Source organism: Enterococcus sp. AZ119 (genome assembly GCF_050546175.1).
In the GTDB taxonomy this organism is placed as follows: domain Bacteria; phylum Bacillota; class Bacilli; order Lactobacillales; family Enterococcaceae; genus Enterococcus; species Enterococcus faecalis.
Genome location: NZ_CP172951.1, coordinates 472,819 through 490,350 on the forward strand (window position 1 = coordinate 472,819; position 17,532 = coordinate 490,350).

The 17,532-nt window shown below is 38.1% G+C and carries 16 protein-coding genes; 14 read left to right on the forward strand and 2 right to left on the reverse strand.

Annotated features, from left to right (window positions below; translation table 11 throughout):
• The first annotated feature begins 117 nt into the window (after nucleotides 1-117).
• Both pcrA and ligA read left to right on the forward strand, forming a co-directional pair.
• Nucleotides 118-2,376, forward strand: a complete 2,259-nt coding sequence (pcrA, locus tag IGL37_RS02335) for a DNA helicase PcrA (protein WP_002373397.1) — start codon at nucleotides 118-120, stop codon at nucleotides 2,374-2,376.
• A gap of 125 nt (nucleotides 2,377-2,501) precedes the next feature.
• A complete protein-coding gene (gene ligA / locus IGL37_RS02340; RefSeq protein WP_002358699.1) occupies nucleotides 2,502-4,532 on the forward strand; it encodes an NAD-dependent DNA ligase LigA in 2,031 nt (676 codons plus the stop codon).
• Here ligA and IGL37_RS02345 read toward each other — a convergent pair.
• Complete coding sequence (locus tag IGL37_RS02345) at nucleotides 4,529-4,750, reverse strand: hypothetical protein (RefSeq protein WP_025189817.1); 222 nt, start codon at nucleotides 4,748-4,750, stop codon at nucleotides 4,529-4,531. The genes ligA and IGL37_RS02345 overlap by 4 nt on opposite strands.
• Between IGL37_RS02345 and IGL37_RS02350 the strand changes: the two genes are divergently transcribed.
• The 8 genes from IGL37_RS02350 (at nucleotide 4,710) to IGL37_RS02385 (ending at nucleotide 11,729) form a co-directional block, all read left to right on the forward strand.
• Nucleotides 4,710-4,796 (forward strand): putative holin-like toxin, encoded by an 87-nt coding sequence (locus IGL37_RS02350; protein ID WP_425531680.1) that lies wholly within the window; start codon nucleotides 4,710-4,712, stop codon nucleotides 4,794-4,796. The genes IGL37_RS02345 and IGL37_RS02350 overlap by 41 nt on opposite strands.
• Nucleotides 4,797-5,113: 317 nt before the next feature.
• The gene (gene gatC / locus IGL37_RS02355) at nucleotides 5,114-5,419 is read left to right on the forward strand and encodes an Asp-tRNA(Asn)/Glu-tRNA(Gln) amidotransferase subunit GatC (protein WP_002355569.1); all 306 of its coding nucleotides are present in this window, start codon (nucleotides 5,114-5,116) and stop codon (nucleotides 5,417-5,419) included.
• Nucleotides 5,419-6,888 carry an Asp-tRNA(Asn)/Glu-tRNA(Gln) amidotransferase subunit GatA gene (gene gatA / locus IGL37_RS02360; protein ID WP_002361259.1) on the forward strand — a complete coding sequence of 490 codons (1,470 nt, stop codon included), beginning with the start codon at nucleotides 5,419-5,421 and terminating at the stop codon, nucleotides 6,886-6,888. Before gatC ends, gatA begins: the two co-directional genes overlap by 1 nt.
• Nucleotides 6,888-8,318 carry an Asp-tRNA(Asn)/Glu-tRNA(Gln) amidotransferase subunit GatB gene (gene gatB / locus IGL37_RS02365; RefSeq protein WP_033918178.1) on the forward strand — a complete coding sequence of 477 codons (1,431 nt, stop codon included), beginning with the start codon at nucleotides 6,888-6,890 and terminating at the stop codon, nucleotides 8,316-8,318. The genes gatA and gatB overlap by 1 nt, the downstream gene beginning before the upstream one ends.
• A gap of 18 nt (nucleotides 8,319-8,336) precedes the next feature.
• Complete coding sequence (locus IGL37_RS02370; protein WP_002355572.1) at nucleotides 8,337-9,425, forward strand: diacylglycerol kinase; 1,089 nt, start codon at nucleotides 8,337-8,339, stop codon at nucleotides 9,423-9,425.
• Nucleotides 9,426-9,624: 199 nt separating this feature from the next.
• The gene (rlmD, locus tag IGL37_RS02375; RefSeq protein ID WP_033785856.1) at nucleotides 9,625-10,998 is read left to right on the forward strand and encodes a 23S rRNA (uracil(1939)-C(5))-methyltransferase RlmD; all 1,374 of its coding nucleotides are present in this window, start codon (nucleotides 9,625-9,627) and stop codon (nucleotides 10,996-10,998) included.
• On the forward strand, nucleotides 10,999-11,127 hold the full coding sequence (locus IGL37_RS02380) for a hypothetical protein (protein ID WP_002355577.1): 129 nt from the start codon (nucleotides 10,999-11,001) through the stop codon (nucleotides 11,125-11,127).
• 284 nt (nucleotides 11,128-11,411) lie between these two features.
• Nucleotides 11,412-11,729 carry a thioredoxin family protein gene (locus tag IGL37_RS02385; protein ID WP_002355583.1) on the forward strand — a complete coding sequence of 106 codons (318 nt, stop codon included), beginning with the start codon at nucleotides 11,412-11,414 and terminating at the stop codon, nucleotides 11,727-11,729.
• Nucleotides 11,730-11,771: 42 nt separating this feature from the next.
• Here IGL37_RS02385 and IGL37_RS02390 read toward each other — a convergent pair whose 3' ends face one another.
• Nucleotides 11,772-12,617, reverse strand: a complete 846-nt coding sequence (locus tag IGL37_RS02390) for a helix-turn-helix domain-containing protein (protein ID WP_002392183.1) — start codon at nucleotides 12,615-12,617, stop codon at nucleotides 11,772-11,774.
• 398 nt (nucleotides 12,618-13,015) lie between these two features.
• Between IGL37_RS02390 and ptcA the strand changes: the two genes are divergently transcribed.
• The 4 genes from ptcA (at nucleotide 13,016) to arcC (ending at nucleotide 17,509) form a co-directional block, all read left to right on the forward strand.
• The gene (gene ptcA, locus IGL37_RS02395; protein ID WP_002355587.1) at nucleotides 13,016-14,035 is read left to right on the forward strand and encodes a putrescine carbamoyltransferase; all 1,020 of its coding nucleotides are present in this window, start codon (nucleotides 13,016-13,018) and stop codon (nucleotides 14,033-14,035) included.
• Between the two features lie 66 nt (nucleotides 14,036-14,101).
• The gene (locus IGL37_RS02400) at nucleotides 14,102-15,478 is read left to right on the forward strand and encodes an APC family permease (RefSeq protein ID WP_033918177.1); all 1,377 of its coding nucleotides are present in this window, start codon (nucleotides 14,102-14,104) and stop codon (nucleotides 15,476-15,478) included.
• Nucleotides 15,471-16,568, forward strand: coding sequence for an agmatine deiminase (gene aguA, locus IGL37_RS02405; RefSeq protein ID WP_002361262.1), 1,098 nt, complete (start codon nucleotides 15,471-15,473; stop codon nucleotides 16,566-16,568). The genes IGL37_RS02400 and aguA overlap by 8 nt, the downstream gene beginning before the upstream one ends.
• A gap of 11 nt (nucleotides 16,569-16,579) precedes the next feature.
• Entirely contained in the window at nucleotides 16,580-17,509 is a 930-nt protein-coding gene (gene arcC / locus IGL37_RS02410; RefSeq protein WP_002412540.1) for a carbamate kinase, read from the forward strand.
• The last annotated feature ends 23 nt before the right edge of the window (nucleotides 17,510-17,532 follow it).

Here is a 17,532-nt window from a genome sequence, read left to right on the forward strand (position 1 = left end):
TTGATTTACAAGAAAATTTCATATAAAAAGAAAAAGATTTTTTGTTCTTTTCTAAAGAACTTCAAAGGGATTTTTGGTATACTGTATAAGATTGAAAAAAGAGAGAGGACGTTTAATATGACACAAAAACATGCCTTGGTTCAGGGAATGAATCCTCGACAAGAAGAAGCCGTTTTGCATACAGAAGGACCACTGTTAGTCATGGCTGGTGCTGGTAGTGGAAAAACGCGGGTTTTAACACACCGAATTGCCTATCTAATTGAGGAAAAAGAAGTAAATCCATGGAATATTTTGGCGATTACGTTTACCAATAAAGCTGCTAAAGAAATGAAAGAGCGTGTAAATAAATTACTGGAAACGGGTGGCGAAGATGTATGGGTCTCCACTTTTCACTCCATGTGTGTAAGAATTTTACGTCGTGATGTGGATCAGATTGGTTACAACCGTAATTTTACAATTATTGACCCATCGGAACAAAAAACATTAATGAAACGCATCTTAAATGACTTAAATATTGATTCAAAAAAATATGATCCTCGCTCAATTTTAGGTACGATTAGCAATGCCAAAAATGAATTACAAACGCCTGAAAAAGTTGCTGAAATGCAAGGTTCCTTATATGAAGAAATTGTCGCAAAATGCTATGAAGCCTATCAAAAAGAATTACGCAAAAACCAATGTATGGATTTTGATGATTTGATTATGAATACGATTCGTTTATTCAATGAACAACCAGATACGTTGGCTTTCTACCAAAATAAATTTCACTATATTCATGTGGATGAATACCAAGATACCAATCATGCACAATATACCTTAGTCAATTTATTGGCTGCACGTTTCAAAAATCTGTGTGTCGTAGGTGATGCCGACCAAAGTATCTATGGTTGGCGCGGGGCGGATATGCAAAATATCTTGGATTTTGAAAAAGATTATCCAGATGCCAGTGTAATTTTGCTAGAACAAAATTATCGATCCACCAAAAACATTTTGGCGGCTGCGAATGATGTCATCAAAAATAACCGTAACCGCCGCGAGAAAGAACTGTGGACAGAAAATATAGACGGTGAAAAAATTGTCTATTATCGTGGGGACACAGAACGGGATGAAACACAATTTATTGTGAGCCAAATCCAAAAAGAAATGCGGGAAAATGACCGAATTTATGGTGATTTTGCGGTATTATATCGGACCAATGCTCAATCCCGTGTAGTGGAAGAAATGCTCTTGAAATCTAATATTCCGTATACCATGGTGGGCGGACATAAATTCTACGACCGTAAAGAAATTAAAGATATTTTGGCTTATTTAAGTTTGATTGCCAATCCAGATGATTCGATTAGTTTTGAACGAATTGTCAATGAACCAAAACGAGGAATCGGTAAAAGTTCAATTGAAAAATTACGGCTATTTGCGGATACGCATGGTTGGGCTTTGCTGGAAGCTGCCCAAAATGTTGATTTGGCAAATATTTCAGGAAAAGCGGGTAAAGAGCTTGGTAATTTTGGCATGATGATTCAAGACTTAACGAAAACAGTGCCCTATTTAACGATTACAGAATTGGTGAAAGAAACTTTACAACGTAGTGGTTATCGGGAAGCTTTGATGGCGCAAAATAATTTAGAGTCTCAAGCTCGCTTAGAAAACTTGGACGAATTTTTATCTGTGACACAAGAATTTGATAAACGTTTTGAAGCGCAAAATAACGACGATCCAAATGGCGAAGAAACAAAATTGGCGGATTTTTTAACAGATTTAGCCTTGGTTTCTGATCTAGATAATTTAGAAGAGAGCTCTTCACAAGTAACCTTAATGACGTTGCATGCGGCCAAAGGGCTGGAATTTCCAGTGGTCTTTTTAATGGGCTTAGAAGAAGGGGTTTTCCCATTATCACGTGCCATGCTAGAAGAAAGTGAACTGGAAGAAGAACGGCGCTTGGCTTATGTTGGTATCACACGAGCGGAAGAAGCCCTGTTCTTAACGAATGCTTATTCGAGAACATTATATGGTCGCACGCAATATAATCGACCAAGTCGCTTTTTAGAAGAAATTGAGGCGGAGCGTTTAATGAAACAAGGGGCGGCGGCCAATTTACAGAAAGCTCCAGCGCGCACCTTTGATCCTAAAGTATTCAAGCCCAACGCAAGTAAACCAGCTTATACACAGCCAGCTACAAAATCAGTTAGCAACAAAGTGGCAAGTGGTGGCGAAAAAGTTTCTTGGCAAGCAGGTGATAAGGTCCAACATAAAGCATGGGGCGTTGGTACAGTCGTTCGTGTAGGCGGTTCGGCCAAAGACCTAGAGTTGGACATTGCTTTCCCTGAAAAAGGCATAAAACGGTTGTTAGCGGCATTTGCACCAATTGAAAAAATTTAACATGCAAAATAGGTCAGCGATTTAATGAGAAATCATCATTAGATAAATTCTTTTTATTTTCTATCTTAGTGTAAATGTGTTAAAAAGACGATAAGAGCATTACACTTATGAGGAGGAGTTCTACGATGGAACAACAACCATTAACATTAACGGCGGCGACAACTCGTGCGCAAGAATTAAGAAAACAACTCAATCAATATTCCCATGAATATTATGTCAAAGATCAACCATCCGTAGAAGATTATGTTTACGATCGTTTGTATAAAGAGTTAGTCGATATTGAAACGGAGTTTCCTGATTTAATCACGCCAGATTCGCCGACACAACGTGTAGGTGGCAAAGTTTTATCTGGTTTTGAAAAAGCTCCGCATGACATTCCGATGTATAGTTTAAATGATGGGTTTAGTAAGGAAGACATTTTTGCTTTTGATGAACGTGTTCGTAAGGCGATTGGTAAACCCGTTGCTTACTGTTGTGAGTTAAAAATTGATGGGTTAGCAATTTCATTACGTTATGAAAACGGGGTGTTTGTACGCGGAGCAACACGAGGCGATGGAACGGTTGGTGAAAACATTACAGAGAACTTACGAACGGTTCGCTCTGTGCCAATGCGTTTAACGGAGCCCATTTCAGTGGAAGTTCGTGGCGAGTGCTACATGCCTAAACAATCCTTTGTCGCATTGAATGAAGAACGTGAAGAAAATGGCCAAGATATTTTTGCCAATCCTCGGAATGCAGCGGCGGGAAGCTTGCGCCAATTAGACACAAAAATTGTGGCAAAACGGAACTTAAATACGTTTTTATACACAGTTGCTGACTTTGGACCAATGAAAGCGAAGACGCAGTTTGAGGCATTAGAAGAGCTTTCTGCAATTGGTTTTAGAACCAATCCCGAACGGCAATTATGTCAGTCAATCGATGAAGTTTGGGCCTACATTGAAGAATACCATGAAAAGCGGAGCACTTTGCCATACGAAATCGATGGAATTGTGATTAAAGTGAACGAATTTGCGTTGCAAGATGAATTAGGTTTCACTGTCAAAGCACCTCGCTGGGCGATTGCCTACAAATTTCCACCAGAAGAAGCAGAAACAGTAGTGGAAGATATTGAATGGACAATTGGGCGCACGGGGGTGGTCACTCCTACTGCGGTCATGGCTCCTGTACGAGTCGCGGGAACCACGGTTAGTCGGGCAAGTTTGCATAATGCAGATTTTATTCAAATGAAAGATATCCGTTTAAATGATCATGTTATTATTTACAAAGCCGGCGATATTATCCCAGAAGTAGCGCAAGTCCTAGTTGAAAAACGTGCAGCCGATAGTCAGCCTTATGAAATGCCGACACATTGTCCAATTTGTCATAGTGAGTTGGTGCATTTAGATGAGGAAGTGGCGTTACGTTGTATTAATCCAAAATGCCCTGCGCAAATTAAAGAAGGGCTGAATCACTTTGTCTCACGAAATGCAATGAACATTGATGGCTTGGGGCCAAGAGTGTTAGCACAAATGTATGACAAAGGATTAGTGAAAGACGTAGCGGATCTGTATTTCTTAACAGAAGAACAATTAATGACTTTGGATAAAATCAAAGAAAAATCAGCAAACAACATTTATACTGCCATTCAAGGGAGTAAAGAAAACTCTGTCGAACGTTTGATTTTTGGCTTAGGGATTCGCCATGTGGGTGCGAAAGCGGCGAAAATTTTAGCGGAGCATTTTGGTGATTTACCAACCTTAAGTCGTGCAACTGCGGAAGAAATTGTGGCTTTGGATTCAATTGGCGAAACAATCGCAGACAGCGTTGTGACGTATTTTGAAAATGAGGAAGTTCATGAATTAATGGCTGAACTGGAAAAAGCCCAAGTGAACTTGACATATAAAGGTCTCCGGACAGAACAATTAGCAGAAGTGGAGTCACCTTTCAAAGACAAAACAGTTGTTTTAACAGGAAAATTAACGCAGTACACTCGCGAAGAAGCCAAAGAAAAAATTGAAAATCTTGGTGGAAAAGTTACAGGGAGTGTTTCGAAAAAAACTGACATTGTGGTTGCTGGCGAAGATGCTGGCAGTAAATTAACCAAAGCTGAAAGCTTAGGCGTGACCGTTTGGAATGAACAAGAAATGGTCGATGCGTTAGATGCAAGTCATTTTTAAGAAGAAAAATTAACGTTGTCAGATTTTATGTAGTAATTTGATGGTATACTTATTTTAGTCATAAAAGTTATATGAACGAGGAATTTCTGAGTTGAGAAAGGAGGTTGATGCTTATGCGCAATTCTTCTTACTTTAACGAAAGGAGCAATGTTTTTGTCCGTTGAAGCGGCGTTGGGACTGATGATTGGTTTTGCAACACTTGTTGTAAAACCAATCATCAGTATCCTCGCGCTTGTCTCAGACAACAAAAATAACCGTTCATAAGCTTTGAGGAGCTGAACGGTTAAGCGTTTGAAATAAAACCAATAACTCAGTAAGCCGCTAGTTCTTATAACTGGTAGTGGCTATTAGAGAGGTATGTTCCTGCATATCTCTCTTTTCATTTTCATAATAACATGTTTCCGTCATTTTTGCGAGCGACAAATTATCAATGAAATTCAAGGTTTCATCTAAAATATCCGACCATTTTATGGTAGAATGGGAACAGAGTGAACAGCTGTGCTAAGCTGTTTAAAGAAATACAATCCAATTGATTAATCTGAAAATGAAAATTTCAGTAAATGATAGAAAGAAGGGTATCTATGGCAATTACAGAAGAACAAGTCAAACATGTCGCTAAATTATCAAAATTATCTTTCTCCGAAGAAGAATTAGCGGACTTTACCAATCAACTAGATAAAATTATTGATATGGTGGAATTACTAGAAGAAGTAGATACAACAGGGGTTCCTTTTACTTCAAATGTGAATGAATCAATCAATGTCATGCGTGAAGACGTAGCGACACCAGGAATGGACCGTAAAGAATTAATGCGGAATGTTCCGGAATCAGAGAATGGTTACATTAAAGTGCCTGCAATTATGGATAACGGGGAGGCAGGAGCCTAATGGAAAAATTATACGACAAATCGTTAACAGAGTTACATGATTTATTGGTTTCAAAAGAAATCACAGCAGTTGATTTAACCGAAGAAACATTAAATCGTATTCAAGATACAGAAGAACAACTAGGTTCTTTTATCACAGTTAGTGAAGAAAAAGCAATGGCATTAGCCAAAGCGATTGACTTAAAAGGCATCACTGAAAGTAATCCATTAGCTGGGATTCCAATTGGGATTAAAGACAACATTGTCACAAAAGATATTTTAACAACAGCTGGCTCAAAAATGTTACACAATTTTGACCCAATTTATGATGCGACCGTGATGGATAAAGTCTATCAAGCGGATATGATTCCAGTCGGAAAATTGAACATGGATGAATTTGCCATGGGCGGAAGTACGGAAACGTCTTACTTCAAGAAAACAAAAAATGCTTGGGATCAAACGAAAGTCCCTGGTGGTTCTTCTGGTGGTTCAGCTTCTGCTGTCGCAGCCGGACAAGTCCCAGTTTCTTTAGGGAGCGATACAGGTGGTAGTATCCGCCAACCAGCCGCATTCAACGGTATTGTGGGCCTAAAACCAACTTATGGACGTGTATCTCGTTTTGGTTTGATTGCTTTTGCTTCAAGTTTAGACCAAATTGGTCCATTGACACGAAATGTTAAAGACAATGCCTTAGCTTTAAATGCAATTAGTGGTTATGACGAAAAAGACGGCACTTCTGCAGGCGTTTCTGTTCCTGATTTTACGGCAGATTTAACTGGCGACATCAAAGGCATGAAAATTGCTTTACCAAAAGAATACTTAGGTGAAGGGGTACAACCTGATGTTCGTGAAGCGGTATTAAAAGCAGCAGAAACGTTCAAAGCTTTAGGCGCAACAGTGGAAGAAGTTAGCTTACCACATTCTAAATATGGGATTGCCGCTTACTATATTATTGCCTCTTCAGAAGCAAGTTCAAACTTACAACGCTTTGATGGCATTCGTTATGGTTACCGTTCCGAAAATGTCCAAAATCTAGAAGACGTCTATGTTAATTCGCGTTCCGAAGGCTTTGGTACTGAAGTCAAACGTCGGATTATGTTAGGAACATTCTCTTTAAGTGCTGGTTATTATGATGCGCACTTTAAAAAGGCTGGTCAAGTCCGTACACTAATCAAACAAGATTTTGAGAATGTCTTTGCGGATTATGACTTAATCATTGGCCCATCAACACCAACTGTTGCTTTTGGTTTGGGTGAAAATATCAATGACCCAATCACGATGTATATGTATGATATTTTAACTGTTCCTGTTAACTTAGCTGGGTTACCAGGCATGTCAATTCCAGCAGGCTTCTCAGAAGGCTTGCCAGTTGGTTTACAAATTATTGGAAAACATTTTGACGAACATACAATGTATAAAGCAGCCTATGCTTTTGAACAAGCGACAGATTTCCATACGAAAAAACCAGTCATTTTAGGGGGGAACGATTAATGAACTTTGAAACTGTCATTGGATTAGAAGTCCACGTAGAATTGAAAACCAACTCTAAAATTTTCTCCTCTGCGCCAGCGCATTTCGGAGCAGAACCAAACAGCAACACAAATGTGGTTGACTGGAGTTACCCAGGTGTTTTACCGGTTATGAATAAAGGTGCTTTAGAATTTGGGATGAAAGCAGCTCTTGCGTTGAACTGTGAAATTTCAAAAGAAACTCATTTTGACCGTAAAAACTATTTTTACCCAGATAACCCGAAAGCATACCAAATTTCTCAATTTGATCAACCAATCGGACATGATGGTTGGATTGAAATTGAAGTCGAAGGCAAAAAGAAAAAAATTCGCATTGAACGGGTGCATTTAGAAGAAGATGCTGGGAAAAATATTCACGGCACAGAGGGCTATTCTTATGTAGACTTGAATCGTCAAGGCACGCCTTTAATTGAAATCGTTTCTGAAGCAGACATGCGTTCACCAGAAGAAGCGTATGCTTATTTAGAAGCGTTGCGTTCAATTATCCAATTTACAGAAGTTTCTGATGTGAAAATGGAAGAAGGTTCTATGCGTTGTGATGCCAATATTTCTTTACGTCCGTATGGTCAAGAAGAATTTGGTACTAAAGCGGAATTAAAGAACTTGAACTCTATGAACTTTGTAAAAAAAGGTTTAGCTTATGAAGAAAAACGCCAGGCCAAAGTCCTATTATCTGGTGGCGAAATTCAACAAGAAACACGCCGCTTTGATGAAGCAACTAGTACAACGTTGCTTATGCGTGTTAAAGAAGGCTCAAGTGACTACCGTTACTTCCCAGAGCCAGATGTTCCTCGTTTTTCAATTGATGATGAATGGATTGAAAAAGTTCGCGCTAGTTTGCCAGAAATGCCAGCCTCACGTCGTGCCCGTTATATCAGTGAATTAGGTTTACCTGAATACGACGCAATGGTCTTGACTTTAACGAAAGAAATGTCAGATTTCTTTGAAGCAACCTTAGCAAACGGTGCAGATGCGAAACAAGCATCAAACTGGTTAATGGGCGAAGTTTCTGCTTACTTAAACAGTGAAAAAGTTGAATTAGCCGATACTAAACTAACACCAGAAAATCTAGCGGGTATGATTACTTTGATTAACGATGGCACAATCAGCTCGAAAATTGCGAAGAAAGTGTTCAAAGAGTTAATTGAAAACGGTGGAGACGCTAAAGAAGTTGTCGAAGCAAAAGGCCTTGTTCAGTTATCTGATCCAGCGCAATTATTACCAATGATTAACGAAGTTTTAGACAACAACCAACAATCAATTGATGACTTTAAAAACGGAAAAGACCGTGCAGTTGGTTTCCTTGTTGGACAAATTATGAAAGCAACTCGTGGACAAGCAAACCCAGGTGTGGTTAACAAGTTATTGCAAGAAGAGCTTTCAAAACGATAAGAAAGTAGCAGGCAAACCATGAAAAAAGCTAGAGTGATTTATAATCCAACGTCAGGAAAAGAGTTAATCAAAAAGAACTTAGCCGATATTTTATCTATTTTAGAAGAATGTGGTTATGAAGCCAGTGCATTTGCGACCACACCAGAAGAAAATTCAGCACGCAATGAAGCACATCGTGCTGCGCGTGCAGGATTTGATTTACTAGTAGCAGCAGGTGGAGATGGGACCATTAATGAAGTCGTGAATGGGATTGCTCCGTTGAAGCGGCGCCCTAAAATGGCCATTATTCCTGCTGGAACGACGAATGACTATGCACGGGCATTGAAGATTCCTCGTGATAATATCGTTAAGGCAGCAGAAGTGATTAAAAAAAATCAAACTGTCAAAATGGATATTGGCCAAGCCGGCAAAAATTACTTTATCAATATTGCGGCGGGTGGTCATTTAACGGAACTGACTTATGAAGTTCCATCAGAGTTGAAAAGTATTTTTGGTTACTTAGCGTACTTAGCCAAAGGAGCCGAAATGTTGCCGCGAGTGAAGCCGATTAAAATGCGCATGACGTATGATGAAGGTGTGTACGAAGGCAACGCATCAATGTTTTTCCTAGGGCTGACTAACTCGGTGGGTGGCTTCGAGCAAATCGTACCAGACGCTAAATTAGATGATGGTAAGTTTTCATTAATCATTGTAAAAACAGCCAATATTTTTGAGATTCTTCATTTAGTTGCGTTAATGTTAAATGGTGGAAAGCATGTTGAAGATCATCGACTAATCTATACAAAGACCAGCTATTTACATGCAGAAACGTTAGAAAAGAACAATAAAATGATGATTAATTTAGATGGTGAATATGGAGGCGATGCTCCAATGACCTTTAAAAATATGCATCAACACATTGAAATTTTTGCAAATGGTGATGCACTGCCGTCCAATGCAATTATGGGTTCTGTCTTAACTGGTAGCGATGAGATTGTCGTAGAATCAGAAGACGAAGAGGAAGAAGCATATAACGAAGCTAGCAAAGAATTTGTCAAAGAAGTTGAACGACTAACAGACGAAGATATTGATGGCGATGGAAAGATTGCCGAAAAAGAAAAGCACTAGGTAGTCCGTGAATAGCTAATGAAAGATTTAGTTGATAAGATCTTTCATTGGCTATTTTTTGACTAAGGGAAAGGGTCTCATTCTTTTATTTACCCAAAAAGCTCAAACGGAATTGCTAAATCGCCATGAAAATTCGTTGTTGCTTTTCTTAGGTATTTTCATTAGAATGAGTGAAGTGTATAAAAAGAAGGAGCGACTTATGAAAAATTATCCAGTAAAGAAAAATGACGTCATTGAAGTAGAAATCATTGACTTGACGCATGAAGGTTTAGGCGTGGCAAAAGTGGACCATTATCCATTGTTTATTGAAAATGCCTTACCAGGTGAAAAACTTGAAATCAAAGTCTTAAAAACAGGCAAAAGTTTTGGTTATGGGAAAGTGTTGACTGTCCTAAAAAGCAGTGAACAGCGTGTGCCCGTGAAAGATGAAAACTTTACAAAAGTCGGGATTAGTCCGTTGCAACATTTAGCGTACGGCGCCCAACTATCATTTAAAACGCAACAAGTCGAAAATGTTATGCAACGTGTCGCTAAATTGCCAGAAGTCCCTGTTTTACCAACAATTGGGATGAACGATCCGTGGCATTACCGGAACAAAGCACAAATTCCCGTGCGTAAAATTGACAACCAACTACAAACAGGTTTTTTCCGGAAAAATAGCCATGATTTAATTCCAATGGAACATTTTTATATTCAAGACCCAGAAATTGATGCAGCAATTGTTAAAATCCGTGACATTATGCGTAAATATAGCGTAAAACCTTATAACGAATCTGATAATACAGGGAACTTACGCCATATTGTCGTTCGTCGTGGCTACCATACTGGGGAGATGATGGTTGTTCTAATTACGAGAACACCGAAATTATTCCCAATTAGTAAAATTGTGCCAGATATTTTGGAAGCTATTCCGGAAGTAGTCAGCATTGTACAAAATGTAAATCCAAAACGAACCAATGTCATTTTTGGCGACGAAATCATCTTATTACATGGGTCTGAAAAAATTACAGATACTATTTTTGATTTGAAATTTGAAATTTCCGCGCGTTCATTTTATCAAGTAAATCCACAACAAACAGAAGTGATGTATCAAAAAGTTAAAGAGTATGCGGCTTTAACAGGCAATGAAATTGTGGTGGATGCCTATTGTGGGATTGGAACGATTGGCTTAACTTTAGCCCAAGACGCAAAGCAAGTTTACGGTATTGAAGTAATTGAAGAAGCGGTCAAAGATGCAGAAAATAATGCTAAATTAAACAACATTGAGAATGCCACTTTCACGGCTGGTTTAGCGGAAGAATTATTGCCAAAATTAGTTGAAAATGGCTTGCAACCAGATGTTGTGGTGGTGGATCCACCACGGAAAGGGTTAGACGGTCAATTAGTAAACACATTAATTGAAACGCAACCTGAACGAATTGTTTATGTCAGCTGTAATCCAGCCACACTCGCTCGCGACATTGCATTATTAACAGAAGGTGGCTATGAAGCAAAAGAAATCCAACCAGTGGATAATTTCCCACAAACGACCCACATTGAATCTGTCACGTTATTAACAAAGGCGGTGGATTAAATGAATGAAAAAGAAAAAATGTTAGAATTAATTAAAAAGAAACAAGGTGGTGGCCGTTCTAAAAAAATGGAAACTCCCAAAAATGATCGTAAAAACATGCGCAAAGGGCCTAAAATTTTTAATAAATAAGCGGTTATCAGTAAAAAGTTGAGGTCGGGACAGAAGCGTTTAACTCCGAGAAATAAGAAGGAATTTCCGAAAATTGTTCTGTAATTTTTGGAGAATTCCGGCTTATTTCCGAAGGAGTTGCTTTTGTTCCCGCCGTTTATCAGTTTTTGAGCGTGGAGCAAAAATCCAAAGTGATTTTTGTCCCACGCTCAACTTTTTTGTTAAAGCATTCCTAGCCAAACAAATAAGTTGTTATTTTGCTAGTAAATCTGTTATTTTAGACAAAAGACAAGGAGGGCTATTCAGTGGAATATGTAACAACATTAGAAGAATTAGAAGAAAAAATTACGGACAATCGTCTACAAGCCGTCTTTTTGACAGCAAAAAATTGTAGTGTTTGTACAGTTGATAAACCGATTGTCGAAAAAATTGCAACAAAATATGAATTTCCTACATACATTGCAGAAGCTGATAAAAGTCCAGAAATAATTGGACAATTAAATGCTTTTTCTGCACCGACCATTATCTTATACTATGAAGGAAAAGAAATTCATCGCCAAGCTAAAATTATTAACTTTCAAGAAATTGAAAAGCGAGTTCGACAAGTACAAGAAAATAGTTAATCAAAAAGGAAGCCACCGATCACGGAGAGGCTTCCTTTTTAATTATCTCGCTAAATGTTCAGTTTGTTGTTGAGAAAAAAGTTGATAACTGACAAAAACTTCTGCTCTTTTGTTTACTTCTAATTTAACGAAAATATTGTGGATATGTGTTTTTACTGTCCCGATTGATAGGAATAGTTCGTTGGCTATATCTTGATTTGTTTTGCACTCTAAAAGTAACGAAAGCACTTCTCGTTCTCGCTGCGTTAATTGATAGGCATCACAAAAAGGCGCCAAAAGTACGGGTTCATCTGATTGATTTTCTTCCAATTTAGCAGCGTCTTTTTCAAGAACCGACAGAGGAAAATCACGATTACAGAAGTAGATAATGGCGATCGAGAGAATGATTGTATAAATATCTTCAGAAACGTTTCGGTTGTTAATTTTAAAGACAATATCAGAATATTGGTCAATGTTAAAAATAACGAAGGTATCTTCCAAAAGAATCGCCACACCGAAACCAATGCTTAGCCAACCAATAAAACGAAGATATTTTTTCGCAAGGGCTGATAAAGGATCTATTCGTAGTTGATAGAGCGCATAGCATCCAAGGTAAATTAAAAATAGCTGATTGGGTAAATAGTACAACCAAACTTTTAAGGCGGAATTTTGTGAAAATGGAATAGCTAGCATCCATAAACCAATTAAAAATAACCAGACAAATTGATAATTTTTAAAAGGACGACCACTAATAGTATTGATAATAGCCAGATAGGCAAAATTACAACAAATAAAAATGATGGTCTTTAAAAAAGGTGCGGTCATAAAGGTCTGATTATATTCGGTTGCAAACGAATTAATGAACTCAGTCATATAAACAATCACATTGTCACAAATAAAAATAACCATTAAAAAGAGAAGCAATAAAAAAATCGGTTGTTTATTTTTCAAGTAAAGATTTAAGGTAAAGGTTGAAGTAAACGAATATAAAATAATCAACAAGATGTTATAAATAAAAACAAATGTCACGATTGGAAACCCCTTTCATCTTTTATTTTAAGTGAATGATTTTTCAAAATAATTATACCATTTTCAAATCTATGATTGGTCAGAAATTAGAGAGAAATCCGCCTAAACTTTTATAAACCCCTGGTGTACCAACGGTTTATAACCATAAATAAACTTTTTTTAATGAAAAATTACGCCAAAAAAGAAAGCGTTTTCTAACTTTTGGTGGATAGTAAACTCTTCGCTAAACTTGGTAAAGTCAATGTGTAAACAAAAACAACTTTTAGGAGGAACACATCATGAAAAGAGATTACGTTACAACAGAAACATATACGAAAGAGGAAATGCACTACTTAGTCGATTTATCATTAAAAATTAAAGAAGCGATTAAAAATGGGTATTATCCGCAACTGTTAAAAAACAAATCTTTAGGAATGATTTTCCAACAATCTTCAACTCGAACACGAGTATCTTTTGAAACTGCAATGGAACAATTAGGTGGACATGGCGAATATTTAGCACCTGGTCAAATTCAATTAGGGGGACATGAAACGATTGAAGATACCAGCCGTGTATTGTCACGTTTAGTAGATATTTTGATGGCTCGTGTGGAACGTCACCATAGTATTGTTGATTTAGCTAATTGTGCTACCATCCCAGTCATTAACGGTATGTCTGATTACAATCATCCAACCCAAGAATTAGGTGATTTGTGTACCATGGTTGAGCATTTACCAGAAGGCAAAAAATTAGAAGATTGTAAAGTTGTCTTTGTCGGAGATGCAACACAAGTTTGTTTTTCTTTAGGATTAATCACAACAAAAATGGGCATGAATTTTGTTCACTTCGGTCCAGAAGGCTTCCAATTAAATGAAGAGCATCAAGCGAAATTAGCAAAAAATTGTGAAGTTTCAGGCGGTAGCTTTTTGGTCACAGATGATGCAAGTTCTGTTGAAGGCGCTGATTTCTTGTACACGGATGTTTGGTATGGCTTGTACGAAGCGGAATTATCTGAAGAAGAACGTATGAAGGTTTTCTATCCAAAATATCAAGTGAATCAAGAAATGATGGATCGGGCAGGTGCCAATTGTAAATTCATGCACTGTTTACCAGCAACACGTGGGGAAGAAGTAACTGATGAAGTAATTGACGGTAAAAATTCTATTTGTTTCGATGAAGCAGAAAACCGTTTAACATCTATTCGTGGCTTATTAGTATATCTTATGAATGATTATGAAGCAAAAAATCCTTATGATTTAATCAAGCAAGCAGAAGCGAAAAAAGAACTAGAAGTTTTCTTAGACACTCAAAGCATTTAACGGCCAACTGTCCACTGATTGAAAAAATGAATCAGTGGACAGTTTATAAAGAGAGGAAGAGTCTTCATGGAGGGGAAAAAGAAATTTAGTTTAACGAGTGCCATTTTATCAGTCATCTGTGTGGTTTTCGTTGCTGAAGCAGCGGCGCCTGTTGCTGCAATTGGTAATTCTCAGTTTTTTTGGTGGATTTTCTTATTAATTGCATTCCTATTGCCATATGGGTTAATTTCATCAGAATTAGGAACAACTTATATTGGTGAAGGGGGCATCTATGATTGGGTGACCAAAGCATATGGTCATCGTTGGGGTGCCAGAGTTTCTTGGTATTATTGGATTAATTATCCATTGTGGCTAGCTTCATTAGCCGTTATGACGCCAGAACTATTAACGACAATTACAGGTATTAAGTTTTCAACACCGATGATGATTATTGTTGAATTAATTTTTACTTGGATTGTGGTTTGGATTAGTTTTTATCCAGTCAGCGACAGTATCTGGATTCTAAATGGAGCTGCCGTAATCAAGATGGTTTTAGCTGTCTTAATTGGTGGGCTAGGATTGTATGTAGCCTTGACGAAAGGTGTTGCCAATGAATTTACCTTGAAATCAATGCTGCCAACGTTTGACTTAAGGAGTTTATCTTTTATTTCTGTAATCATTTTTAATTTGTTAGGGTTTGAAGTCATCTGTACGTTTGCAGATGATATGGAAAATCCTAAGAAGCAAATTCCACAAGCTATTGTAGCAGCGGGGTTAGTCATTGCGGCCATTTATATTTTTTCAGCCTTTGGAATTGGGGTAGCGATTCCCACCGATCAAATTAGTACCGGCAGTGGTATGATGGATAGCTTTAAACTATTGACAGGCTCGACAGAAGGTTGGTTCATTATGTTGATGGCTTTCCTATTCCTTCTTACGTTGTTCGGAAACATGATTTCTTGGTCATTAGGAGTCAATAATACAGCTTGTTATGCTGCTGAAAATGGTGACATGCCTGAATTTTTTGAAAAACGTAGTAAGAAAAATGACATGCCAATTGGGGCTGCTTTGATGAATGGCATTGTGGCATCGGTGGTCATTGTATTAGCACCAATTTTACCTAATCAAGATTTATTCTGGGCCTTTTTCTCCTTGAATGTCGTCCTATTCTTGTTATCGTATATCCCAGTTTTCCCAGCTTTTTATAAGCTTAGAAAAATTGATCCCGATACACCACGTCCGTTTAAAGTTAACGGAAAACCAGGATTTTTAAAAGTTTTAGTGGTTTTGCCAATGATTATGATTATTATTTCACTGATTTTCACAGCAGTGCCTTTAGATTTTAGTCCCGCAGCATTAAATGAAAAATTACCAATCACAATTGGGGCAATCATTTTTATTCTGTTTGGTGAAGTAATTATTTACGTGAAAAAAATTAAGAAGGGAACGAAAGAAAATGGCTAAACGAATTGTAGGAAGTACCCCTAAACAAGATGGCTTTAGAATGCCAGGAGAATTTGAACCACAAGAGAAAGTTTGGATGATTTGGCCAGAAAGACCGGATAATTGGCGTGATGGTGGTAAACCTGTCCAAGAAGCTTTTACTAATGTGGCCAAAGCAATTAGTCAATTTACACCGATGAATGTGGTGGTTTCTCAACAACAATTTCAAAATTGCCGTCGCCAATTGCCGCCAGAAATTACGGTTTACGAAATGTCAAACAATGATGCCTGGGTTCGTGATTGTGGACCATCATTTGTCATTAACGACCATGGAGAAATCCGTGGTGTGGATTGGACATTCAATGCTTGGGGGGGATTAGTAGATGGTTTATATTTCCCTTGGGACCAAGACGATTTGGTTGCACAAAAAATTTGTGAAATTGAGCATGTAGATTCTTATCGTACAGATGATTTTGTTTTAGAAGGCGGTTCATTCCACGTAGATGGACAAGGAACAGTCTTGACTACAGAAATGTGCTTATTAAGTGAAGGTCGAAATCCACAACTTTCAAAAGAAGCAATCGAACAAAAATTATGCGACTATTTAAATGTTGAAAAAGTTCTTTGGCTAGGTGATGGAATTGACCCAGAAGAAACCAATGGTCACGTGGATGATGTAGCTTGTTTTATTGCACCTGGTGAAGTGGCTTGTATTTACACCGAAGATCAAAATAGCCCATTTTATGAAGCGGCACAAGATGCGTATCAACGTTTGCTTAAAATGACTGATGCTAAAGGACGCCAATTAAAAGTCCACAAATTATGCTGTCCTGTCAAAAATGTAACCATTCAAGGCTCCTTCAAAATTGATTTCGTGGAAGGAACCATGCCACGAGAAGACGGCGATATTTGTATCGCATCCTATATGAACTTTTTAATTACAAATGATGGCGTGATTGTGCCACAGTATGGTGATGAAAATGATTGTTTGGCTTTAGAGCAAGTTCAAACGATGTTCCCAGATAAAAAAATTGTCGGCGTTAATACGGTAGAAGTTGTTTATGGGGGCGGCAATATACACTGTATCACACAACAAGAACCAAAGCGCTAGGAGGGAAACAGATGTCAAAAATAGTGATTGCATTAGGTGGAAATGCGTTAGGAAATTCTTCGAAAGAACAATTGGCAAAAGCACAAACCGCGGCAAAATCCATTGTTGATTTAATTGAACAAGGCCATCAAGTGGTGATTGCTCATGGCAACGGGCCACAAGTTGGCAAAATTCGCTTAGCTTTTGAGGAAACGAGTCAATCTCCAGAAGATGTCGTGCCGTTTCCTGAATGCACAGCAATGAGCCAAGGCTATATTGGCTATCATTTACAACAAGCAATTGATGAAGAACTAGTAGCCAGAAATTTAGGGGAACAACCAGTTGTTACGTTAATTACACAAGTCGTGGTGGATCCAAAAGACCCAGCGTTTACAAAACCAACAAAACCAATTGGTGGTTATTATGACGAAGAAACAGCCAAACAGTTGATGGCGGAAACTGGGAACGTCTATCAAGAAGATACGGGTCGAGGCTGGCGACGGGTAGTTCCTTCACCAAAACCAGTTGATATTTACGAAAAAGTTAGCTTGCGAACACTTGTTGATGCAGGACAGATCGTAATTGCTTGTGGTGGTGGCGGGGTTCCTATTGCCTATGATGGTCCAGTCTATCATGGTGTAGATGCAGTCATTGATAAAGACTTTGCGGCAGCAAAAATGGCTGAACTCATTGAAGCAGATGTTTTTGTGGTATTAACTGCAGTGGAACATGTTTTTGTTAACTTTGGTCAAGCAAATCAACAAGCTTTGACCGATGTTACGGTTACGGCAATGCAACAATATATAGAAGAAAATCAATTTGCGCCAGGTAGTATGTTACCTAAGGTAGAAGCGGCCATCAGTTTTGCAGAAAGTAAACCAAACCGCCAGGCGATTATCGGGCTTTTAGAATTAGCTTCGGAAGCAATCAAAGGAGAAAGTGGTACACGAATTACACAATAAATTCTCAGTATTTAACTTTTACA

Excerpts from the sequence above, each read along its gene's own strand:
- pcrA (WP_002373397.1), top strand. The coding sequence starts at position 118 with ATGACACAAAAACATGCCTTGGTTCAGGGAATGAATCCTCGACAAGAA.
- ligA (WP_002358699.1), top strand. The coding sequence starts at position 2,502 with ATGGAACAACAACCATTAACATTAACGGCGGCGACAACTCGTGCGCAA.
- IGL37_RS02345 (WP_025189817.1), bottom strand. The coding sequence starts at position 4,750 with ATGATTGGTTTTACAACAAGTGTTGCAAAACCAATCATCAGTCCCAAC.
- gatC (WP_002355569.1), top strand. The coding sequence starts at position 5,114 with ATGGCAATTACAGAAGAACAAGTCAAACATGTCGCTAAATTATCAAAA.
- gatA (WP_002361259.1), top strand. The coding sequence starts at position 5,419 with ATGGAAAAATTATACGACAAATCGTTAACAGAGTTACATGATTTATTG.
- gatB (WP_033918178.1), top strand. The coding sequence starts at position 6,888 with ATGAACTTTGAAACTGTCATTGGATTAGAAGTCCACGTAGAATTGAAA.
- IGL37_RS02370 (WP_002355572.1), top strand. The coding sequence starts at position 8,337 with ATGAAAAAAGCTAGAGTGATTTATAATCCAACGTCAGGAAAAGAGTTA.
- rlmD (WP_033785856.1), top strand. The coding sequence starts at position 9,625 with ATGAAAAATTATCCAGTAAAGAAAAATGACGTCATTGAAGTAGAAATC.
- IGL37_RS02380 (WP_002355577.1), top strand. The coding sequence starts at position 10,999 with ATGAATGAAAAAGAAAAAATGTTAGAATTAATTAAAAAGAAACAAGGT.
- IGL37_RS02390 (WP_002392183.1), bottom strand. The coding sequence starts at position 12,617 with ATGGTTATTTTTATTTGTGACAATGTGATTGTTTATATGACTGAGTTC.
- ptcA (WP_002355587.1), top strand. The coding sequence starts at position 13,016 with ATGAAAAGAGATTACGTTACAACAGAAACATATACGAAAGAGGAAATG.
- IGL37_RS02400 (WP_033918177.1), top strand. The coding sequence starts at position 14,102 with ATGGAGGGGAAAAAGAAATTTAGTTTAACGAGTGCCATTTTATCAGTC.
- aguA (WP_002361262.1), top strand. The coding sequence starts at position 15,471 with ATGGCTAAACGAATTGTAGGAAGTACCCCTAAACAAGATGGCTTTAGA.
- arcC (WP_002412540.1), top strand. The coding sequence starts at position 16,580 with ATGTCAAAAATAGTGATTGCATTAGGTGGAAATGCGTTAGGAAATTCT.